Origin of the sequence: Paraburkholderia tropica (assembly GCF_900109265.1) — a bacterium.
GTDB lineage: Bacteria > Pseudomonadota > Gammaproteobacteria > Burkholderiales > Burkholderiaceae > Paraburkholderia > Paraburkholderia tropica.
On sequence record NZ_FNZM01000033.1, the window covers coordinates 25,458 to 43,574 of the forward strand.

The window sequence follows — 18,117 nt, forward strand, 5'->3', positions numbered from 1 at the left end:
GTTCTCCCGCTCAGGCGCCGTATTGCGCAATGGCCGGATAGGCCCGGATCATCTCGACGGCTTCGCTCAGGAACTTGCCGCCCGCCTCGGCCAGCTTCGCAAGCGACGCAAAGCCGAAGCGGTGCACGTCGCGAAGCTGCTTGTTGACGACCACGAGACGCCCGGCGATCAGCACCATGCGCCCGAAGCCTTCGTGGCTCATCTTCATCATCGGCGACACCATCTGGCCGGTCTCCCGCTCGATCGCCACCGCGATCGCGTTGTAGAACAGTTCCAGATGCCAGAGCGTCTCGGGGTCCGGGTCGCCCATGATCGGAATCGCGCGACGCTCTTCCGACGTCAGGATGTACGGCTTGAGCAGTTTCAGGTCGCTCTTGCCTTCCCAGGTGCCGTGGGTATCCTGCGCGCGCAATTGCCTCACGAGCTGCTGGACAAACGGCGTCGCGAGTAGCGCCTCTTCGCTGGCCGCATCGGCGGCCTCCTTGCCGGTAATGGCTTCAGCCATGGGATACCTCGTCGTCCTCTTCGAAATCGAATGATGGCCTGCCTTCCTTCGCGAGCGCCTTGCGCAGCCACGGCGGCGGCGTGCCCTTCAACACGTCGCGCAGCTTCGCCAGAATGTCCTCGATCGGCTCCGGCTGCGGCACCTTGATTGGATGGATCTTCAGCGCGACCACGCGCGCCGCGCCCGAGCCGCCGATCGCGGCGACGTAGAGGATCGCGCAGTCCTTGACGGCGTCGAGCTTCGGCGCGAGCTTGTCCTCGTCGCCGTCCTCTTCGAGCTTGCCTCCGAAGTCGAACGACTCGACGAACGTGTGGCCGTCGGCGGTCACGTCGTACGTGACGATGCTTTTCGCCCAGCCAAAGTGCGCATCGACGTGCACCTTGTCCTGGGTCGCGAATGCGATTTTCATGGGGTGGACTCCTCGTGAATTCCCGTACCGGCCGCGACGACCGGAATCTTCACTTCGCGCGCGGGGTCGCGCGCGGCCAGATCGACCGAGGCCTGCGGCAGCGGCCAGTCGTCCGAATGGTGGTGCGCGATCTGCTCGATCATCAGGTTGGCGATCTCGAAGATCAGGTTCATCGTGCCGCGATAGCCGATCTGACAGCGATGCGCGTTGCCGACGCGGTCGAACACAGGAAAGCCGACCCGCATCAGCGGCTTGCCCAGACGCTCCGCCATCTGCCGGCCGTGCGAATGCGTGATGAGCAGATCGCAGTTGGCCGCGGCGCGCTCCAGGTCTTCGAGGTCGCCGAGCACGACTTCGGCAGCGGGCAACAGGGCATGCGATGGCGACGCGGTCGTACTGACGCAGACGCTCAGTTGCGCGCCCATCTCGTGCAGCAGCGCGCCGAGCGCGAGCAGCAGGTCCGGCTCCGCGCCGAGCGCCACCTTGATGCCGCCCGTGTAGAAGTGGCCGTCGAGCATCGCGTCGAGCAACTGGCTGCGCTGGCGGCGATACTTTGCAGGCACGGCACGCCCCGAGAGCAGCGCGAGGCGCTGCAAGAACCGGTCGTTGGGTTCGAGGCCGGTGAGCCGCTCGAAGATCTCGAACGGCGTGCCGGCGATTTCCCGCAACGCCTGCGCGCCGTCGCGGGCCTGCTCGCCCACGCCGATCGTCAGCGCCGATGCACCCGCCGCGCGGATCTGCGCGAGCGTCGTACCGCCGAGCGTGGTGCCGCGCCAGTCCGGCGCGATATGGCCGTCGAGCGAGCCCGACAGATCCGGCAGCACGATCGCGTCGAGCCCAAATGCGCCGATGATCTCACGTAGCTCGTCGATGTCGCCTGGCGACAGATGACTGCCCGGCAGCAGCGTGATCTGCCGGGCAACGGTCGGCAACGGCTTGACGAGCGCCTTGACGATGGCGGTGACCGCATGCGCATAGCCGTCCTCGAAGCCGCCGACGTAGTCGGGCGTGGACACGTAGACGAGTTCGGTGTCGTCGAGTTCGGGCTTGCGCTTGCGCACCGTCGCAAGATAGCCCACGACATCGTCGCCCTTGGTTTCGGTGAGCCCGGTCGAGCAGATCGCGATGATTTTCGGCGCCGCCCGCTTGCGGATATTCAACAGCGCCGTCTCGATGTTCTCGTAGCCGCCGAGGATCGTCGTGACCTCGTTCATCGCCGTGGTTTGCAGCGGGATCGCCTCCTTGAAGTGGCGCACCAACAGCACGAGACCGAACGACGTGCAGCCCTGCGAACCGTGCATCACCGGCATGCAGGCGTCGAGCCCCATGAACGCGTAACTCGCGCCAAGCGGCTGGCTCATTTTCAGCGGGTTGACCGCACAGGCTTTCTTCGATTCGACGACGAGCGCCATGATGTCTGCTCCTCGCCGCGCTCAGGCCGGCATGCCCGGTTCGAACGCCATGGCCCAGGCCCGCACGCCCGCGAACGGCGGTACGGGAGATTCAGCCTGTTCGGGCGGCACTTCCTGCGTAACCGCCGCCCGCACCGCGCCGAGCGTCTCGCCGTCGTCGCCCCACGGCGCCGGAATGCGCACCTGCTGCCACACGGGGTTATGAATCGCGCGATCGATCTCGTGCACGAGTTCGACGATGCCCTCATAACCACCATAGGGGTGATGGCGTTCCTGGTTGATGTCGAGCCACGGCATGCGCGCTTTCAGCGCAACGAACTGCGAGCGCCCGCCCGAGAGCATGATGTCGGCCTTCGCGTCGCGCAGCATGGTGTACATCTCGCGCGGCGTCATGTCGTCGATCATGTGCGCGTCGTCGCCCATGATCTCCTTGATCTTTTCCTTATCCTCCTTCGTGCTCTTCTTGACGCTCGTGCCGACGATCTCGAGCCCCGCCTCCTGCAACGCGGCGACGACCGACCACGACTTCACGCCACCGGTAATCAGCAGCACGCGCTTGCCTTCGAGGCGCTCGCGGTAGCGCGCGATCCTCGCCCACGCGCGCGCCTCCTCGGCTTCGATCAGACGCTCCGTTCTGCCGATCAGATCGTCGGGCGCGCCCTGTTGCACGAGCAGCTTCGCGATCTGGCGCAGCGTGTCGCTCATGTCGCCGATGCCGTAAAACGAGCCCTCGAAGTACGGAATGCCGTAGCGCTGCTGCATCTTCGTCGCGATGTTGATCATCGACTTCGAGCAGACCATCATGTTGACCCTCGCGCGGTGTGAACTCGCGATCTCGTTGTAGCGGCCGTCGCCGGAGATGCACGACAGGATGCGGATGCCGAGCGCGTCGAGCAGCGGCTTCGTCTGCCACAGCTCGCCCGAGAGGTTGTATTCGCCGATGATGTTGATGTCGTACGGCGTCGTGTATTCCGGCTCGCGCGTGCCGATCACGTAGTCGAGCACCGCCTCGCCGCCGAGCTTGTTGCCAAGGTTCTTCGGCCCGGCGAAACCCGGCGCATTCACGGGAATCACCGGCTTGCCGAACTTTTCCGACGCGCGCTTGCAGACCGCTTCGATGTCGTCGCCGATCAGCGCGGTCACGCAGGTTTGATAGACGAACACGGCAGGCGGGTCGTATTTCTCGATGATCTCGCGCACGCTTTTGAAAAGCCGCTTCTCGCCGCCATAGATAACGTCGAGCTCGTTGATGTCGGTGGTGAAGCCGGTTCGGTAGAGCGTCGAGCCCGACGAGGCCGCATGACGGTTGTCCCACGAGTTGCCTTCGCACGCGATCGGCCCATGCACGAGGTGCGCAACGTCGACGATCGGCTGCAACGCGATCTTCGCGCCATCGAACGCGCAGCCGCCCGCTGCCGCGCCCGGAGAAAGCTGCTTCGTGCAGCCCTTCTTGCGCTCCTTCTCGCCTTTTGCCTGGTTCTTGTCGCAACCGGGTTCGTCGAAGACTTCGGCGATCTTGGCTTTGAGCGAAGGTGACATGACGGGCTCCTGACTATGTGGGGTCCACGATGACTGGCAAGTTCCGTACCACGGCAGCAACCGGCGCGCGGCACGGTCAAACCGCTTCGTTGCGCGGCCCGCTTGCCGGATGGTTGTCGTCATCGGAACAGACTTTGGGCGATTTGAATGAATTGCGACATTGCCCCGCGCTGCAAACACGACAGGCGGATGTTGGCGGTTTGTTCTGCTTCGATATGCGCTCAGTTGTCGTCCGCGAGCACGTCGAGCGCCACGAGTTGCTCGTACAGCGCTCGCCGCGCGTGCCAGCGCGACGCGCCCGCCAGACGTGAATCGGCGCCTTCGAACGCGCCAATCGCATCGCGATCGTTCCAGTAGACGAGGCAGTCGCCACGCGCCTGCAACGCGGCCTCCGATGCATCACGCCGCGTAACGACTTCGGGCTGGCACACACCTCGCCCGAGCAGATAGTCGGCGCGATACAGCGGCGTGTCCCAGCCGTGGGCGTCCCCGATTGCGCAGATCGACGGGTACTGCGCCCGCGTAACGGCATCGGGCGTCGGCCCGGCGAATCCGAGCAGTTCGCGCGGCGTCGACACATCATGGATTTCCTCGGCGTCGAGCGCGTCGGACGCCGCCACCTTGCGGACGAAATCCGCCTCGTCGTAGGCAAACCACGCCCTCGGTTGTTCGCCATCAGGCATCTCCAGCACGTAAATCACGCGTTGCCCTCCTCTGGACGGTTCACGCCACTTCGCACGCAGCTACTCGACACCTTCGGCGGTCGTCCTGGCCCAGACCGCTTGCCGGATGCGCTGTGCGATGCCGGACGGACTCGCATCGAACTCACGCTGGGCCGCCGCCATCGTCCCCTGCGCAATGGCGGCCTGCTCGTGCGTGAGCGGCAGCCGCCCGGCGATGTGCGTGGCGCCGGGCACGCTGCGCACAATCGCCTGCCGGTTCGGGTGCTCGTCGAGCGGCACCAGACGATCCGCCTCGCGCACGCCCGCGAGGCAGACCCAGCCGTCGATCACCTCGACCTTGCGGCCGTCCCGAGTGACTTTGACCAAAACCGGGTCTGCCATGGCTGCGCTCCGTTCAACGGATGATGTCGTAGCTGTAGTCGGTCTTCGCGGCCTCGATCGTGTTCGCGTCGAGCGTTTCGAAGAACTCGTCGAGCAAGGTCACGAGCGTGCGCAGCGCGCCTTCATAGCCCCAAGTCGGAAAGCGGTGATAGTGATGGCGATCGAAGATCGGGAACACCATCCGGATCAGCGGCGTCTTCGTGTCGCGCTCCAGGTACTTGCCGTACGTGTTGCCGATCAGAAAGTCCACCGGCTCCGTGAAGAGCAGCGAGCGCATATGCCACAGGTCGCGCTTCGGATAGACCTTGCAGCCCGCGCCGTAAGGCGATGCATCGAAGAGCGCCCGCACCTTCGCCGCCCAGGTGTCGTTGCCGTTGGTCGCGAGCACGTGCGCCGGTTCCGCGCCGAGTTCGAGCAGGAACTCCGCGTAACCGAGCATCTGGTCGGGATCGCCATAGAGCGCGAAGCGCTTGCCGTGCAGGTGCGCCTGGCTGTCGGCCATCGCGTCGACGAGCTGGCCGCGCTCTTTTTCGAGCTCGGCGGGAATCGGCTTGCCCGTCACGCGCGAGATTTCCATCAGGAAACGGTCGGTGCCCGCCACGCCAACCGGCGCGTTCAGCACGACGACTTCCTGACCATGTTCCGCGATGAACTTGCTGGTCTTCTCGCAGCAGAACTCCTGGAACACGAACGTCGCTTTCGCATTGAGCGCGCGCTCCACCTCTTCCTTGGTCGTGCCGCCCTCGTACATGCGGAATTCGCCGTCGGTCGGCGTATTCCACGTTTCGGACGGATCGCAGATGATGTTGACCGTCACGCCGAACAGATCGAAAATCCGTCGAATCTCCTTCATGTTGCCGACCACGAAACCGTCGAAACCGCCGATGAAGTTCACGCTGTCGTCCGGCACGCGCACGAGCGGCGCCGTGGTGCCCGCCTTGCCGTCCCAGAAGTGCTTCAGGATGCCGAGCAGCGCGTTGTCGTAGCCGGTGACGTGACTGCCGACAAACGCCGGCGTATGCGCGAACGGCACGTCGTAGTCTTCCGGCACGCTGCCCTTCTGTTTGCTGTTCTTGATGAACGCGTCGAGGTCGTCGCCGATCACCTCGGCCATGCACGTCGTCGAAACGGCGATCATCTCCGGCTTGTACAGGTTGTACGCGTTCGCGAGCCCGTCGATCATGTTGTTGAGACCGCCGAACACCGCCGCGTCCTCGGTCATCGACGAGCTCACACACGACGTGGGCTCCTTGAAGTGCCGCGAAAAGTGCGACCGGTAATACGCGACGCAGCCTTGCGAGCCATGCACGAACGACAGCGTCTTGTGAAAACCGTTCGCCACGTACACGGCGCCGAGCGGCTGGCAAGCCTTGGCCGGATTCACGGTCAGCGAATCACGGGCAAAGTTCTTCTCTTTGTAGTCTTCGGTCTTGGTCCACTCGACGATCTGCTTGACGGCCTCGTCGGGATGGTTGAATTCGAAGTTTTCCTTCTTGGTGCGAAAAATCTCCTGATACTCGGGCTCGCGGAACAACAGTTCGTGATCGAGAATCTTGTCGGCGGATTGGGGCATCACTGGCTCCTGAATCGGTAATCTGAACGGCCCGCGGCCAGCGCTCACGCGCGCGCCGCGGACTTGCTGCGTGGGGTCGGCCTCGTCAGGCGGCGCGCTTCCAGGGCGCTTTCGTGAGGCTCCAGACAGGGCTCGAAATCGCCATATCCATGTCGCGCGCGAAAATGGCGAAGCCGTCGTAGCCGTGATACGGGCCGGAATAGTCCCAGCTGTGCATCTGGCGGAACGGCACGCCCATTTTCTGGAACACGTACTTTTCCTTGATGCCCGAGCCGACGAGGTCCGGCTGCACCTGCTCGGCGAACTTCTCGAATTCGTAGCCGGTCACGTCGTCGTAGATCAGCGTGCCGTCCTTCACGTAATGCGTCGTGCGCTGATAGTCGTCGTTGTGACCGAATTCGTAGCCGGTGCCGACCACGTCCATGCCGAGATCGTCGTACGCGCCGATCACGTGGCGAGGACGCAAGCCGCCGACGAACAGCATCACCTTCTTGCCCGCGAGACGCGGCTTGTACTTCGCGATCACCGCGTCCATCAGCGGGCGATACTTCGCGATGACCCGTTCGGCATTGGCCTTGATCGTGTCGTCGAAGTGGCTCGCGATTTCCCGCAGGCTCTTCTCGATCATCGTGGGGCCGAAGAAGTTGTATTCGACCCACGGAATCCCGTACTTTTCTTCCATGTGCCGGCTGATGTAGTTCATCGACCGGTAGCAATGCAGCACGTTCAGCTTCGCCTTCGGCGTGTTCTCCAGCTCGGCGATCGAACCGTCGCCGGACCATTGCGCGATCACGCGCAGGCCGATTTCCTCGAGCAGGATGCGGCTCGACCACGCGTCGCCGCCGATGTTGTAGTCGCCGATGATTGCAACGTCGTACGGCGTCGAGGCAAGCTCAGGGCGCTTGCCTGTTTCCGTCTTGTCGAACACCCAGTCGCGGATCGCGTCGTTCGCGAGGTGGTGGCCGAGCGACTGGCTCACGCCGCGAAAGCCCTCGCAGCGCACGGGCACAATCGTATGCCCTTCGTATTGCTGACTCTTCTTCTTCGACACGGCCTCGATGTCGTCGCCGATCAGGCCGATCGGACACTCGCTCTGGATCGAGATGCCCTTGTTCAGCGGAAAGAGCGACTGAATCTCGTCGATGATCTTGTCGAGCTTCTTGTCGCCGCCGAACACGATGTCCTTTTCCTGGAAGTCCGACGTGAACTGCATCGTGACGAAGGTGTCGATGCCCGTGGTGCCGATGTAGTAATTGCGTCGTGCAGCCCACGAATACTGGCCGCAGCCGACCGGGCCGTGACTGATGTGAATCATGTCCTTGATCGGCCCCCAGACGACGCCCTTCGAGCCGGCATACGCGCAGCCGCGGATCGTCATCACGCCGGGCAGCGACTTGATATTGGACTTCACGCCACAGTCGGGCTTGCCGTCCTCGAAGGTGCCCAAATGCTTGGCGCGCCGCTTGGCCATTTTCTCGGGATAGGCCTTCAGCACTTCATCGATCAGGGCCTTGTTCGCGGCCTTGCGCTCTTCAACCGTGGCGGTCATGGAATGCTCCATACGTGAGGATTGTGCATCGCTGGGCCAGCCCGCGCGCATCGCCGGATACAGGCGATGCCCACGATACGCGCGGGCGTGCGGCTCAGCGCGGGTTCAGGCGGACAGTTCGGCAGCCGTCTTGCCGACCTGCGTTTCGTCGATGGATTTCATGATGCCGTGCTCCATCAGCAGGTCTTCGAGCTGGTCCATCGTGATCGGCGTGGGGATCGTGCCGTTGCCCGCGTTGTTGTGCACTTTTTTCGCGAGCTGGCGATACTCGTTCGCCTGGTTCGATTCGGGCGCGAACTCGATCACCGTCATGCGGCGCAGTTCCGCGTGCTGCACGATGTTGTCGCGCGGCACGAAGTGGATCAGCCGCGAACCGAGCATGCCGGCCAGCGCTTCGGCAAGCTCCAGTTCCTTGTCGGTCTGCCGCTCGTTGCAGACGAGGCCGCCGAGGCGCACGCCGCCGCTGTTCGCGTACTTGAGAATGCCCTTCGAGATGTTGTTGGCCGCGTACATCGCCATCATCTCGCCCGACATCACGATGTAGATTTCCTGCGCCTTGTTTTCGCGAATCGGCATCGCGAAGCCGCCGCACACCACGTCGCCGAGCACGTCGTACGAGACGTAGTCGACGCCTTCGTACGCACCGTTTTCTTCGAGGAAGTTGATGGACGTGATGACGCCGCGTCCCGCGCAGCCGACGCCCGGCTCAGGTCCGCCCGATTCGACGCAGCGGATGTCCTTGTAGCCGATTTTCATCACGTCATCGAGTTCGAGGTCCTCGACCGAGCCGGCTTCCGCCGCGAGCGAGAGGATCGTGTCCTGCGCCTTGGCGTGCAGGATCAGGCGCGTCGAGTCGGCCTTCGGGTCGCAGCCGACAATCAGGATCTTCTGCCCGAGTTCGGTGAGCGCGGCCAGCGTGTTCTGCGACGTCGTGGACTTGCCGATGCCGCCTTTACCGTAAAAGGCAATTTGCCGAAGTTGAGACATTAACGTTCTCCAGTTCAGGAAAAGGGTTGAAACCAGGGTTGCGAATCAAGGTTGCGAATCAGTTGCGAATCAGGGCTGCAATGCCGCGACCATGTCCTGAGCCTGCCGTGTCTGTATGGGTCTTCTTCTGTCGACTCACGCATCGGCCGGAGTGTCCGCGCGGACCGGTCTAGTGCAGCTTCCGTGCCATGTCGGCGCGAAACTTCGGAATCCCCGGTAAAAGCTGGCCTGCGGCGCTTTCCGCCAGGTCGCGGCGGCGGCCGCACGCGGTGTCGGCTTCCCGACAAACCGTGCGCGTTTCGTCGCAAACAACACCGACGCAACCCCCGTGCGCACGCGCATGACCGCCGTATCCGGGCGTTTTGCCGCTGGTACGGTTGTTGCACTGAAGTGCCGCCATGAACCCGCCCACCATTCCTGTTGTCGACGTGCGCCCCGCCACGACGCATTTCGAGTCCATCGGCGCAGAGCCCGCCGTCACGCGCATCGTCGATGCGTTCTACCGGCAGATGGACACGCGGCCCGAGGCGCGCGAGATCCGCGCCATGCACGGCCCCGACCTTGCGCCGGTCAAGGCCGTGCTCGTGCGATACCTGTGCGAATGGCTCGGCGGCCCGAAACACTATTCGGCCGAACGGGGCCATCCGCGGCTACGCATGCGCCATGCGGCGTTCGCGATCGGCGCCGCCGAGCGCGACGCGTGGCTCGCCTGTATGCACGCTGCGCTCGACGAGACCGGCATCGACCCGGCCATGCGCGACACGCTGATGCAGGCATTCTTCAGGACTGCGGACTGGATGCGCAACAACGGCAGATGAGCTGCCATGCTGTTCCGACGAAGTACCCACCGGCGTCCTGCGAAGCCGCCGTTTCCGATCTCAAGAATCCAAGGAATCCGTCATGACCGACACGCTTATCCGCAAGGAACTCGAGGACACCGCCCTCGCCCGCCTCGAACACGAAGGCCGTCTGCTCAACCCGGTCTTCAAGGGACTCACGAACACGTTCGGCCGGGTTGGCTTTCGTGGCGAGCTCGCGCTGCGCTTCGCGCCGAAGCTCGCCGACGAGGCGCGCCCGCCCGAGCTTTCCTGCGAGCAGGTAATGGCCGTCGCGCTCGCGGGCGAACGGCATCTGCCGTTCTTCGCGGGCTGGCTATTGAGTTTCGAATCGCTGAAGGACGTGGCGGAAGTACTCGGCGACACCCTGTCGGCAGGCGGCAAATACTTCCTGTTCTGCGACAACATCGATCTCACCAGGCGTTATCAGGTGCCGTACAGGGGCGCGATGTTCTATGTGCTGCCGATCCTCGAATCGACGGTCTACAACGAGCTGCTCGAACTGCTCTACCTGGAGAAAAACGATCTGAAAAAGAAGGACACGGCTGGCAAGCTCGACGCAGTGGCCGACACGGCCATGAAGTTCGACGTGACCTTCGACACGATCACCTACGCGGAAGGACTCGAACTGATGGGACCGGTACGCAACACCAACGAAAACCGGCCTGTTTGAATGCCGATCGAGCCGCAGGCCGGGGCGCTGTTGTCGTCGCCACGCCTTCGGCCGCCCCACAATACATCTTCTCCGAGCTGGAGCGCGATCATGTCCCTGCATGCCGAGACCGTCCACGTCACGCGCGTCACGCCTGTCACGCGCGAAAGCGCAAGCTGCCGGGCTTCGCCGCCCGCCGATGCACACCCGCGACAGAGCGCAAGCGCCGCGCTTGCGGCATGGCTATCGGGTCACGAATTCCCCGACGTCCACTCGCGCGGCATCGGCGGCGTCACGCCATTGATGCTGGCAGCGCTGCATGGCGAGGACTCGCTGGTTGACGCGCTGCTCGACGCGGGCGCGCGCTTCGGCGCGCTCGACGACGAAGGCAACCACGCGCTCTGGTACGCGTGCCTTGCCGGCGCGCCCGCGCCGATCCTGCGGCTGATCGAGGCCGGTATCGAAATCGATCACGCTAACGACCATGACATCACATGCCTGATGCAGGCGGCCGCCAGCGGGCGGGTCGAGGTCATGCATCTGCTGTTGTCGCTTGGCGCGAGCGAAGGCTTGTATGCACCGGACGGGCGCGACGCACTCGACATGGCCGCCGATCGCGGCTTCGAATTGCTGCGAACGGCACGCCGGCTCGGCGACGCGAAACCTGGCGCGCAAGGCATCGAAGCCGGGCGTGCCGCGATCGCCGCCGACGCCTTCACCGACAAGGCCGCGTGACGCACAGGCGGACCACGCCCGGATGCGTTCGACCGCGGCACCCACACCAGGACTTGACGCGAGGAGTTCACGCCATGACACACATTACGTTTTACGAAAAACCCGGATGCGGCGGCAACGCAAAACAGAGAGCGCTGCTCGCCGCCGCGGGCCATACGCTGGAGGTGCGCAATCTGCTGCGCTGGCGCTGGACGCCGAGAACGCTGTTCGCGTTTCTCGAACCGCTGCCGGTGCACGAGTGGTTCAACCGCGCCGCGCCGGACATCAAGTCAGGGCGTATCGTTCCCGAATCGCTGGACGCCGGGAGCGCGCTCGCCCTGCTGCTCGCCCAACCGCTGCTGATTCGCCGGCCGCTGATGGAAGCGGGCGACACCCGCATGGTGGGCTTCGATACGGCGCGCGTTCACGCGTGGGTCGGACTCGGACTGCCCGAAGGCCTCAGCCACCCACCGCGATCGTTCGAAGGCTGCGCCGCCGCGATGGGCGACTGTGCCACCGCCCCTCATTGAACAGGAATCCCGCGATGCCGCTTTACGACTATCAATGCCGAAATTGCCGCCTGCACTTCGAAGCGCTGGTGCGCACCGGGACGCCGCCGCGCTGCCCCCATTGCGGCGGTTCACTGCTCGACAAGCAGGTCAGTGCGCCTGCGCCGCCGGGCCGCAGCAAGGCGATCATCGCTTCGGCGCGCCGCCAGGCCGCGCGCGAGGGGCATCTGAGCCACTACTCGGTGGCCGAGCGAAAGAAGCTGCTGGGCCAAAGCTGAATGACCGCCGTGCGCAAACCGCGCGGCGGTCAAATCGTCATCTGGAACAGCGTGCCCTGGCGCTGGCGATGCAAGCGCAGCCACAGCAGGGTGGCCGGTGCCAGCGATTCGCACGCGAACCACAGCGCGTCGTCCAGCTCCAGGCCCGGCGGCAGCGCGAGCTGCACCTGCATCAGTTGCCAGCCTTCCCAGTCGATCTCGGGCATCGCGCCGCGAATCCGCGCGCTCACGCCGGCTGCGCCGCCCGCCAGCCGGACAAGCTGCCGGTGGACCTCCGTGCGGGTCAGCCGCGAGCGCAACAGATCGTCGCGCGCGAGCCCTTCGACGAGCGTCATGACAACGACGACCGACTGCTCGACGATCGACAGGCGCGCGCCGTCCTCGATCGTGCGCGCGCCGCTCATGCCGCCGCTCCCGCAGCACGATCTCGTTCCGCCGCATCGACGAGACGTTCGTTGAGCTCCAGCGCAAACTCGCGCCACGCATCCGCAAGGGCGAGCACGACGGCTCTTTGCAGCTCGGCGTCCGGATGATGATCGTCCGGGAAATTCGACAACGCGCACGAAGTTGCATTGAACGCTAGCGCGCTCTCCAGCAGCTTGCTGCTCCAGCCCTGAAACGGTTCGAGAAACGCCGGCGTGAAGCGGTGCCGGCCGATCTGCGCCGCGTCGGCGTCGCGTGTGCCGAGCGTCGGCATCAAGCGGTCGAGCACAGCCAGCGCCTCGCTGTAGACCTGGCTCACCGTCGCGAGCAGCGCGTGCTGCGTGAACGGACCTGGGTACGGGCCCGATAGCAGGCGGACGACGTGCCGCCGGTAGTAGGCTGGCGCAGCTTCGCGCGACTCGGACACGGCGTTCGCAAAGCACGCGATCGCCTCGGCCACCGTCGCTGGCGCGCGCAGCGTCCGGCCCGGAAAGTCCGCTGAACCATCGGGTGGCGCCAGCGCACGCGCAATGCGCGCGGCCGAATCGAGGGCGCCCTCCATGCGTCCCGCGCCATGCAGCGCAGTCTCGCTGCCGCCGAAGTAAAGCCGGTCGCCGAACCACGCGCCACGCAACGCCGCGTCCGGCTGCGGCCAAGCGGGTGGGCTGTCCCGGTCCGCGCGACTACAGATCCAGACCTCGTCGGCCCAATCGTGCCGATACTGCCGCCCGCCTTCCGCGCTGGGACCGTAGAGCTGCACAAGCTGGCTTTCGATTAGCAACGGCAGTCCGCGCGCGAAGTGCTTGCGCTGCACCGCGTCGAGCGCGACAAAGCCACCGAGCGCGCCTGCCTCCGTCTCGGGATCGCTCGCATCAAAGACCTCGCCGAGCGTGGCCTGGACGTGTCGCACCCATGCGTTGCCCGAGTGGCCAGCGGTACGCCAGAACGACTGCGCATAGGTTGTCAGTGACTTCGCCGCCGACGCCATCCATGTCGGCGTCGCTGCCAGCATGCGCGCCAGCTCGGCGGGCAGCGGCGGATCGAACGCAACGTGCTCCGCGACGAGCCGCGGCGGCAAAGCCAGCACGACCTGACGCGCCCGCAGCGTCGAGGTCAGCTCGCCGTGCGCGAGTTGCAGGTCGAACCACGCGCCGCGATCCCGGACCAGACGCAATGCATGCCCCAGGCGGATCGAGTCCAGGGGAAGTGCCGCGCATAGCTTATCGAGCAGCCTGGCCGTACCGCCGGCAATGCGGCGCGCGCCGGCATGGATACCGCCAGGCTCACTGCGCCGTTCGGGCCCGCGGTTCGGATCGGTCAGCCAGAGTGCGTCGCCGGGATCATGCTGCGGGACGCTCTCGATCCCCAGCTCCGAAATCAGTGCGGCCATGCGGGGCTCGGTGTCGGGCCAAAACCATGTGGGTCCCAGATCCAGACGCTGGCCCGTGACGTCGCAGCGCCGCGTCAGCACGCGCCCGCCGAGCCGGGTGCTCGCTTCGACGAGCACGAACGACCGCCCCCGCGCATGCAGTGCGCGCGCCAGCGCAAGCCCGCACAGCCCAGCGCCGATGATGGCGATATCGAGCGGCGGCGCTTCGGCGGCAGTCATCGCCGATGTCCCGTCAGACAAAGCCGAGCAGCTCGACGGTCACGGGCTCCTCGCCGAGCACCGCCTGGCACGCGAGGCGCGACTTCGACCCGACGCCGACGATCGAGTCGAGCTTCTCGTTCTCCGTCCGTTGAATCTTCGAGAGACTCTTGCGCCCTTCCTGTACGAACAGGTGGCACGCGCCGCATTCGGCCTTGCCGTCGCACTTGTGCGCGATGGGTTCGCCCGCATCGAGCAGGGCTTTCAGCAGCGTGGCGCCGGTCGTCGCGTCATAGGTCTTGCCCGAAGGCAGTACGGTCAGTGTCGTCATGATGTTTCTTGTGGAAAGGAAGGGTCGAAAAAACGGCAACCAAATCAGGCGGCCAGCGCGGGACGCAATGCGCTGACGAGTTCGTCGGCGAACGTCGCAAGCGGGGTCGCGATGCGGGTGATGCGCTGTTCGTTGAGGAAGCGCGCCTCCATGCGGGTGGGCTCGTCCGGCAGCACCGCCCAATGCACGTCCGACGAGCGCTTCATGATCTGGCGCGCGAAGCTGCGCGCGAGCTGGTCGTCGAAGCGGCAGCCGAGAAACAGGAAGCTGCGGCCCGTGCGCCAAGCCTGCACGGCGGGCGGAATCGGCGTCTGAATGTCGATTTCGGTCAGCACCTCGACATAGTCGCTGTCCGACACCAGATAGTTGGACGCCGGCGCGCGCGAGCCGATCGGCTTGTAGAGCAGCGCACCCGACTCCGGCACGTCGGCGAGCGGCGCGCCGAGCGCGTCATAGGCGCCGAACCACCGTCCGAAGTGCTCCGCCTGCGACTGCCCTTGCACCTGCGCCCACTGTCCGCCCGCACGCGCGCCGGCCAGCGCCGCTGCGAAGGTGTCGTCATACCAGCTGTCGACGTACAGCCCCGCGCCGCTCGACGCAAGCGCCCGGTGCAGCGCCGACGGCGTCGGCGTCATGCCAAACGCGTCGTTCATAAGGCTCACCACCGACTTGCGGTGCTTGAAGTTCTCGATGAACTGCGCGGCCTGCGTGAGCCGGTTGCGGATCTTGTGCGGCACGCTGACTTTCGCGGTCATCAACTGCGCGAGCGCGACGGAGGTCGCGGGCACGCTTGCGTCCGGGCACAGCGCGAGCATGCCCGGACCGAGATACGGAATGACAGCGCCATCCCCGATCCGGCTGGCGATGCTGTCGACGGAAACTGAAGCGAGACTCATGAATGCGATCCCTCACAGATAGATGGCGGCGCCCGCGCCGACATTCGTCGCGGTGTCCTTGAGCGTCTTGACGATGTAGCGGACCTGATCCGCGTCGAGCAGCGTGTGCAGCGGCAAGGCGAGCGCGCGGTCGCCGATGCGCTCGGTATCGGGCAACGTGCCGCGCCGGCGTCCGACGGCATCGGCGGCGTTCATGTAGTGGAACTGCTCGTGCAGCGGCTGGCTGTACGCGGCCGTTTCGATGCCGCACGCCTGCATGTCGTCGATCATCTGCGCGCGGGCGCTCTGCGTGAAGCGCTTGCCAAGATGCACGACGTAGAGCATCCAGTGCACTTCCTCGACATCCTCCGCGAGATACGGCGGCTTGATGCCCTCGAAGCTCTGCATCGCTTCGTGATACCAGGCCTCCACCTGCTTGCGCTGCGCGAGCCGCTCGTCGAGTCCCGCGAGCTGCGCCAGCCCTAGCGCGGCGCTCAGCTCGCTCATGCCCGCCTGCATCGGCACGCGGGAGCCGACCGACACGGACCCGCGGTCCGTGATCCGCCGCTGACGCAGATAGCGCAGTTCGTGCGCGAGACGCTCGTCGTCGGTGACGAGCATCCCGCCTTCTCCCGCGCACAACGCCGACGGCGCCGAGAAGTCGAACACCGACACGTCGCCGAAAGACCCGACCGCGCGCCCCATGTAGCGCGAGCCGAGCGCCTCGGTGCTGTCCTCGATCAGCCGCAGGCCATGCGCGTCGGCCAGCGCGCGCAACGGCCCCCAGGCGGCCGGATGCCCGTTGGTGTTGCCCGCGAGGATCGCGCGTGTGCGTGCGCCAATCTTCTGTTCGGCCTTCGCGACGTTCAGGCAGCCGCTCCAGTAGTCGATATCGGCGAACACCGGCGTCGCGCCCGCCAGCGTGATCGCCTGCGCCACCTGATGCCATGTGTGCGAGGCGCAGATCACTTCATCACCCTGACCGATGCCGAGCGCGCGCAAGGCGATCCACGTACCGAGCGTGCCGCTCGCCACCGCGACGGCGTGCGCGCGGCCGCTCCAGCCCGCAAATGCGGCCTCGAACGATTCGAGCATCGGGCCGCTGCTCCAGCGCGGCGATTGCAGAACGGCGTTGACGAGTTCGATTTCGCGCGCGCCGCAGGCCGGTTCGCTCAGGGCGATCTCATCGATCTCCATGCGCGGCTCCGTCTTCGGTGAAGATGACCATGACGGCTTCGCTGGCCTCGCGGGTGACGGACACGCACATCCCGTCCGACATGGCGAAATAGACGCGGCGGCCGCCCACCTCAAGCGCCGGCGTTTCGTCTCGCATCTCGGCCGCGCTGATCCGCACGGCCCGGACCGCCGGAAACCGCTGGCGCAAGCTCGCCGCCGCGTCCAGCAGCGTCGGCGCGGTGCCGAGCACCTCGGCGATCGCCTGGATCTGATCGGTATCGAGCGCCATGTCAGTCCTCGCCGTTCGCCACGCGCCGGGCCTCGACCGTGATGGGCAGCGCGGTGTCGTCCGCCATCGCGGGCAGTTCAAGCTGCCAGCCATTCGCGAGCGTGATGAGCCCGCCCCACATCTCGGGCCGCGCCATCGAGACGATCGGCTCCTCCAGATCCTTCTTCGGCACGTACGCGCTCAATGCGCCCTTGCTGTCCCTGCGGATCATGACTTTCACGACGGTAGCTCCTGGGTTCCTGGGAAAAATTCAGGCCGCGCGGACGGCATCGCTTGCGAGCAGCGGCGCGAGCAAAGGCGGCAACGCCGCCAGCAAATAGGCGATGTCGTGCGCGGTCGTCGACTCGCCGAGCGACAGACGCACGGCCGCCAGCGCTTCATCGCGTGGCACGCCCATCGCGGCGAGCACGTGCGACGGCTCGCTCCCGCCCGACGCGCATGCCGAACCGGACGACGCACACACGCCCATCTGTTCGAGCCGATGCAGCACAACCTCGGCCGGCAATACGCCAAAACGCAAATAGCTGGTGCACGCGAGCCGCGGCGCAGCGGCGGAAAACACCTGAACGCCGGGCAGCGCATCGCACAGTCCGCGTTCGAGCGCGTCGCGCAGCTTCGCGGTGTGGGCGGCCTTCGCAGCGACATCGCCTAGCGCGTCGAGTGCGGCCGCGAAGCCCGCGATGGCGGGCAGATTCTCGGTGCCGCCGCGCCTGCGCCGCTCCTGGCTGCCTTGCGTCTGCGGCTGCAATGCTGTGCCCTGGCGCAGCAGCAATGCCCCGATTCCCTTCGGTCCGCGAACCTTGTGAGCCGACAACGAAACGGCATCGACGCCAAGCCGCGCAAAGTCGAACGGCGCCTTGCCGACCACCTGCGTTGCATCGACGTGCATCCGTGCGCCAGCGTCATGCGCGAGCGCGCGCATTGCCTCGACCGGCATCAGCACGCCGGTCTCGTTGTTCGCCGCCATCAGCGAAACCAGCGCGACGTCGGGGCCGATCAGGCGAGAGGCGCTGTCGAGGTCGAGCGTGCCGTCCGCGTGCACGCCGATGAAGTCGACCGGCACGCCCAGCCCGATCAACGCGCGCGCCAGCGCAAGATGCGCCGCGTGCTCGACCGCGCTCAGCACGATCCGGCGGCGGCCCGGCTCCGTGACCGCTGCATGCAGACCCAGCACGGCCAGATGGTTCGCCTCGGTTGCGCCGCTGGTGAAAATCACCTCCGATGGCTTGCAGCTCAGCACGCGCGCCACCGTCGCGCGCGCCGCCGCGAGCGCGCGCCTCGCCTGCTGCCCCAGCGCATGCTGCGAGGACGCATTGGCCCAGACATCGGTCATGACCGACAGCATGGCCTGCACCACGCCGGGGGCAGTCGGCGTCGTCGCGTTGTGGTCGAGGTAGATCATCGCGGG

The 18,117-nt window shown here is 65.7% G+C and carries 22 protein-coding genes; 5 read left to right on the forward strand and 17 right to left on the reverse strand.

Annotated features, from left to right (window positions below):
* Window positions 1–10 precede the first annotated feature (10 nt).
* The 9 genes from BMY06_RS35685 to nifH all read right to left on the reverse strand — a co-directional run bounded on the left by BMY06_RS35685 (window position 11) and on the right by nifH (window position 9,038).
* Entirely contained in the window at window positions 11–505 is a 495-nt protein-coding gene (locus BMY06_RS35685) for a NifX-associated nitrogen fixation protein (RefSeq protein ID WP_074987557.1), read from the reverse strand.
* On the reverse strand, window positions 498–914 hold the full coding sequence (nifX, locus tag BMY06_RS35690) for a nitrogen fixation protein NifX (RefSeq protein ID WP_074987558.1): 417 nt from the start codon (window positions 912–914) through the stop codon (window positions 498–500). The genes BMY06_RS35685 and nifX overlap by 8 nt, the downstream gene beginning before the upstream one ends.
* Entirely contained in the window at window positions 911–2,326 is a 1,416-nt protein-coding gene (gene nifN, locus BMY06_RS35695; RefSeq protein WP_074987559.1) for a nitrogenase iron-molybdenum cofactor biosynthesis protein NifN, read from the reverse strand. The genes nifX and nifN overlap by 4 nt, the downstream gene beginning before the upstream one ends.
* A gap of 21 nt (window positions 2,327–2,347) precedes the next feature.
* Window positions 2,348–3,865, reverse strand: coding sequence for a nitrogenase iron-molybdenum cofactor biosynthesis protein NifE (gene nifE, locus BMY06_RS35700; RefSeq protein WP_074987560.1), 1,518 nt, complete (start codon window positions 3,863–3,865; stop codon window positions 2,348–2,350).
* Between the two features lie 221 nt (window positions 3,866–4,086).
* Window positions 4,087–4,566, reverse strand: a complete 480-nt coding sequence (locus tag BMY06_RS35705) for a hypothetical protein (protein ID WP_074987561.1) — start codon at window positions 4,564–4,566, stop codon at window positions 4,087–4,089.
* Between the two features lie 42 nt (window positions 4,567–4,608).
* On the reverse strand, window positions 4,609–4,929 hold the full coding sequence (locus BMY06_RS35710) for a hypothetical protein (RefSeq protein WP_074987562.1): 321 nt from the start codon (window positions 4,927–4,929) through the stop codon (window positions 4,609–4,611).
* Window positions 4,930–4,942: 13 nt separating this feature from the next.
* A complete protein-coding gene (nifK, locus tag BMY06_RS35715) occupies window positions 4,943–6,502 on the reverse strand; it encodes a nitrogenase molybdenum-iron protein subunit beta (protein ID WP_074987563.1) in 1,560 nt (519 codons plus the stop codon).
* A gap of 85 nt (window positions 6,503–6,587) precedes the next feature.
* On the reverse strand, window positions 6,588–8,051 hold the full coding sequence (gene nifD, locus BMY06_RS35720) for a nitrogenase molybdenum-iron protein alpha chain (protein WP_074987564.1): 1,464 nt from the start codon (window positions 8,049–8,051) through the stop codon (window positions 6,588–6,590).
* Window positions 8,052–8,156: 105 nt separating this feature from the next.
* Window positions 8,157–9,038 carry a nitrogenase iron protein gene (gene nifH / locus BMY06_RS35725; protein ID WP_074987565.1) on the reverse strand — a complete coding sequence of 294 codons (882 nt, stop codon included), beginning with the start codon at window positions 9,036–9,038 and terminating at the stop codon, window positions 8,157–8,159.
* Window positions 9,039–9,436: 398 nt separating this feature from the next.
* Between nifH and BMY06_RS35730 the strand changes: the two genes are divergently transcribed.
* From BMY06_RS35730 to BMY06_RS35750, 5 genes are all read left to right on the forward strand, one after another.
* Complete coding sequence (locus tag BMY06_RS35730; protein WP_074987566.1) at window positions 9,437–9,856, forward strand: group II truncated hemoglobin; 420 nt, start codon at window positions 9,437–9,439, stop codon at window positions 9,854–9,856.
* A gap of 82 nt (window positions 9,857–9,938) precedes the next feature.
* Window positions 9,939–10,547, forward strand: coding sequence for a hypothetical protein (locus tag BMY06_RS35735; RefSeq protein ID WP_074987567.1), 609 nt, complete (start codon window positions 9,939–9,941; stop codon window positions 10,545–10,547).
* 90 nt (window positions 10,548–10,637) lie between these two features.
* Entirely contained in the window at window positions 10,638–11,261 is a 624-nt protein-coding gene (locus BMY06_RS35740) for an ankyrin repeat domain-containing protein (protein ID WP_074987568.1), read from the forward strand.
* 74 nt (window positions 11,262–11,335) lie between these two features.
* Window positions 11,336–11,770, forward strand: a complete 435-nt coding sequence (locus tag BMY06_RS35745; protein ID WP_074987569.1) for an ArsC/Spx/MgsR family protein — start codon at window positions 11,336–11,338, stop codon at window positions 11,768–11,770.
* A gap of 14 nt (window positions 11,771–11,784) precedes the next feature.
* Complete coding sequence (locus BMY06_RS35750; protein ID WP_074987570.1) at window positions 11,785–12,027, forward strand: FmdB family zinc ribbon protein; 243 nt, start codon at window positions 11,785–11,787, stop codon at window positions 12,025–12,027.
* A 29-nt stretch (window positions 12,028–12,056) separates the two neighbouring features.
* Here the strand turns inward: BMY06_RS35750 and BMY06_RS35755 are convergent, their stop codons facing one another.
* From BMY06_RS35755 to BMY06_RS35790, 8 genes are read right to left on the reverse strand one after another with little or no spacing between them, the layout of a single operon-like run.
* Window positions 12,057–12,431, reverse strand: coding sequence for a hypothetical protein (locus tag BMY06_RS35755; RefSeq protein WP_074987571.1), 375 nt, complete (start codon window positions 12,429–12,431; stop codon window positions 12,057–12,059).
* The gene (locus tag BMY06_RS35760; protein WP_074987572.1) at window positions 12,428–14,059 is read right to left on the reverse strand and encodes a flavin monoamine oxidase family protein; all 1,632 of its coding nucleotides are present in this window, start codon (window positions 14,057–14,059) and stop codon (window positions 12,428–12,430) included. Before BMY06_RS35760 ends, BMY06_RS35755 begins: the two co-directional genes overlap by 4 nt.
* 13 nt (window positions 14,060–14,072) lie before the next feature.
* Window positions 14,073–14,369 (reverse strand): 2Fe-2S iron-sulfur cluster-binding protein, encoded by a 297-nt coding sequence (locus tag BMY06_RS35765; RefSeq protein WP_074987573.1) that lies wholly within the window; start codon window positions 14,367–14,369, stop codon window positions 14,073–14,075.
* 44 nt (window positions 14,370–14,413) lie between these two features.
* Window positions 14,414–15,265, reverse strand: a complete 852-nt coding sequence (locus BMY06_RS35770; protein ID WP_074987574.1) for an SIR2 family NAD-dependent protein deacylase — start codon at window positions 15,263–15,265, stop codon at window positions 14,414–14,416.
* A 12-nt stretch (window positions 15,266–15,277) separates the two neighbouring features.
* Window positions 15,278–16,441 (reverse strand): DegT/DnrJ/EryC1/StrS family aminotransferase, encoded by a 1,164-nt coding sequence (locus BMY06_RS35775; protein WP_074987575.1) that lies wholly within the window; start codon window positions 16,439–16,441, stop codon window positions 15,278–15,280.
* Window positions 16,428–16,709, reverse strand: coding sequence for a hypothetical protein (locus BMY06_RS35780; RefSeq protein ID WP_028226437.1), 282 nt, complete (start codon window positions 16,707–16,709; stop codon window positions 16,428–16,430). Before BMY06_RS35780 ends, BMY06_RS35775 begins: the two co-directional genes overlap by 14 nt.
* Before the next feature lies 1 nt (window position 16,710).
* Entirely contained in the window at window positions 16,711–16,929 is a 219-nt protein-coding gene (gene nifT / locus BMY06_RS35785; protein WP_074987576.1) for a putative nitrogen fixation protein NifT, read from the reverse strand.
* A gap of 30 nt (window positions 16,930–16,959) precedes the next feature.
* Window positions 16,960–18,111 carry a cysteine desulfurase family protein gene (locus BMY06_RS35790; RefSeq protein WP_074987577.1) on the reverse strand — a complete coding sequence of 384 codons (1,152 nt, stop codon included), beginning with the start codon at window positions 18,109–18,111 and terminating at the stop codon, window positions 16,960–16,962.
* Window positions 18,112–18,117: the final 6 nt, after the last annotated feature.

Bases quoted from the DNA above. Each gene is read 5' to 3' on its own strand.
- BMY06_RS35685 (WP_074987557.1), bottom strand. From the start codon at position 505: ATGGCTGAAGCCATTACCGGCAAGGAGGCCGCCGATGCGGCCAGCGAA.
- nifX (WP_074987558.1), bottom strand. From the start codon at position 914: ATGAAAATCGCATTCGCGACCCAGGACAAGGTGCACGTCGATGCGCAC.
- nifN (WP_074987559.1), bottom strand. From the start codon at position 2,326: ATGGCGCTCGTCGTCGAATCGAAGAAAGCCTGTGCGGTCAACCCGCTG.
- nifE (WP_074987560.1), bottom strand. From the start codon at position 3,865: ATGTCACCTTCGCTCAAAGCCAAGATCGCCGAAGTCTTCGACGAACCC.
- BMY06_RS35710 (WP_074987562.1), bottom strand. From the start codon at position 4,929: ATGGCAGACCCGGTTTTGGTCAAAGTCACTCGGGACGGCCGCAAGGTC.
- nifK (WP_074987563.1), bottom strand. From the start codon at position 6,502: ATGCCCCAATCCGCCGACAAGATTCTCGATCACGAACTGTTGTTCCGC.
- nifD (WP_074987564.1), bottom strand. From the start codon at position 8,051: ATGACCGCCACGGTTGAAGAGCGCAAGGCCGCGAACAAGGCCCTGATC.
- nifH (WP_074987565.1), bottom strand. From the start codon at position 9,038: ATGTCTCAACTTCGGCAAATTGCCTTTTACGGTAAAGGCGGCATCGGC.
- BMY06_RS35730 (WP_074987566.1), top strand. From the start codon at position 9,437: ATGAACCCGCCCACCATTCCTGTTGTCGACGTGCGCCCCGCCACGACG.
- BMY06_RS35735 (WP_074987567.1), top strand. From the start codon at position 9,939: ATGACCGACACGCTTATCCGCAAGGAACTCGAGGACACCGCCCTCGCC.
- BMY06_RS35740 (WP_074987568.1), top strand. From the start codon at position 10,638: ATGTCCCTGCATGCCGAGACCGTCCACGTCACGCGCGTCACGCCTGTC.
- BMY06_RS35745 (WP_074987569.1), top strand. From the start codon at position 11,336: ATGACACACATTACGTTTTACGAAAAACCCGGATGCGGCGGCAACGCA.
- BMY06_RS35750 (WP_074987570.1), top strand. From the start codon at position 11,785: ATGCCGCTTTACGACTATCAATGCCGAAATTGCCGCCTGCACTTCGAA.
- BMY06_RS35755 (WP_074987571.1), bottom strand. From the start codon at position 12,431: ATGAGCGGCGCGCGCACGATCGAGGACGGCGCGCGCCTGTCGATCGTC.
- BMY06_RS35760 (WP_074987572.1), bottom strand. From the start codon at position 14,059: ATGACTGCCGCCGAAGCGCCGCCGCTCGATATCGCCATCATCGGCGCT.
- BMY06_RS35765 (WP_074987573.1), bottom strand. From the start codon at position 14,369: ATGACGACACTGACCGTACTGCCTTCGGGCAAGACCTATGACGCGACG.
- BMY06_RS35770 (WP_074987574.1), bottom strand. From the start codon at position 15,265: ATGAGTCTCGCTTCAGTTTCCGTCGACAGCATCGCCAGCCGGATCGGG.
- BMY06_RS35775 (WP_074987575.1), bottom strand. From the start codon at position 16,441: ATGGAGATCGATGAGATCGCCCTGAGCGAACCGGCCTGCGGCGCGCGC.
- BMY06_RS35780 (WP_028226437.1), bottom strand. From the start codon at position 16,709: ATGGCGCTCGATACCGATCAGATCCAGGCGATCGCCGAGGTGCTCGGC.
- BMY06_RS35790 (WP_074987577.1), bottom strand. From the start codon at position 18,111: ATGATCTACCTCGACCACAACGCGACGACGCCGACTGCCCCCGGCGTG.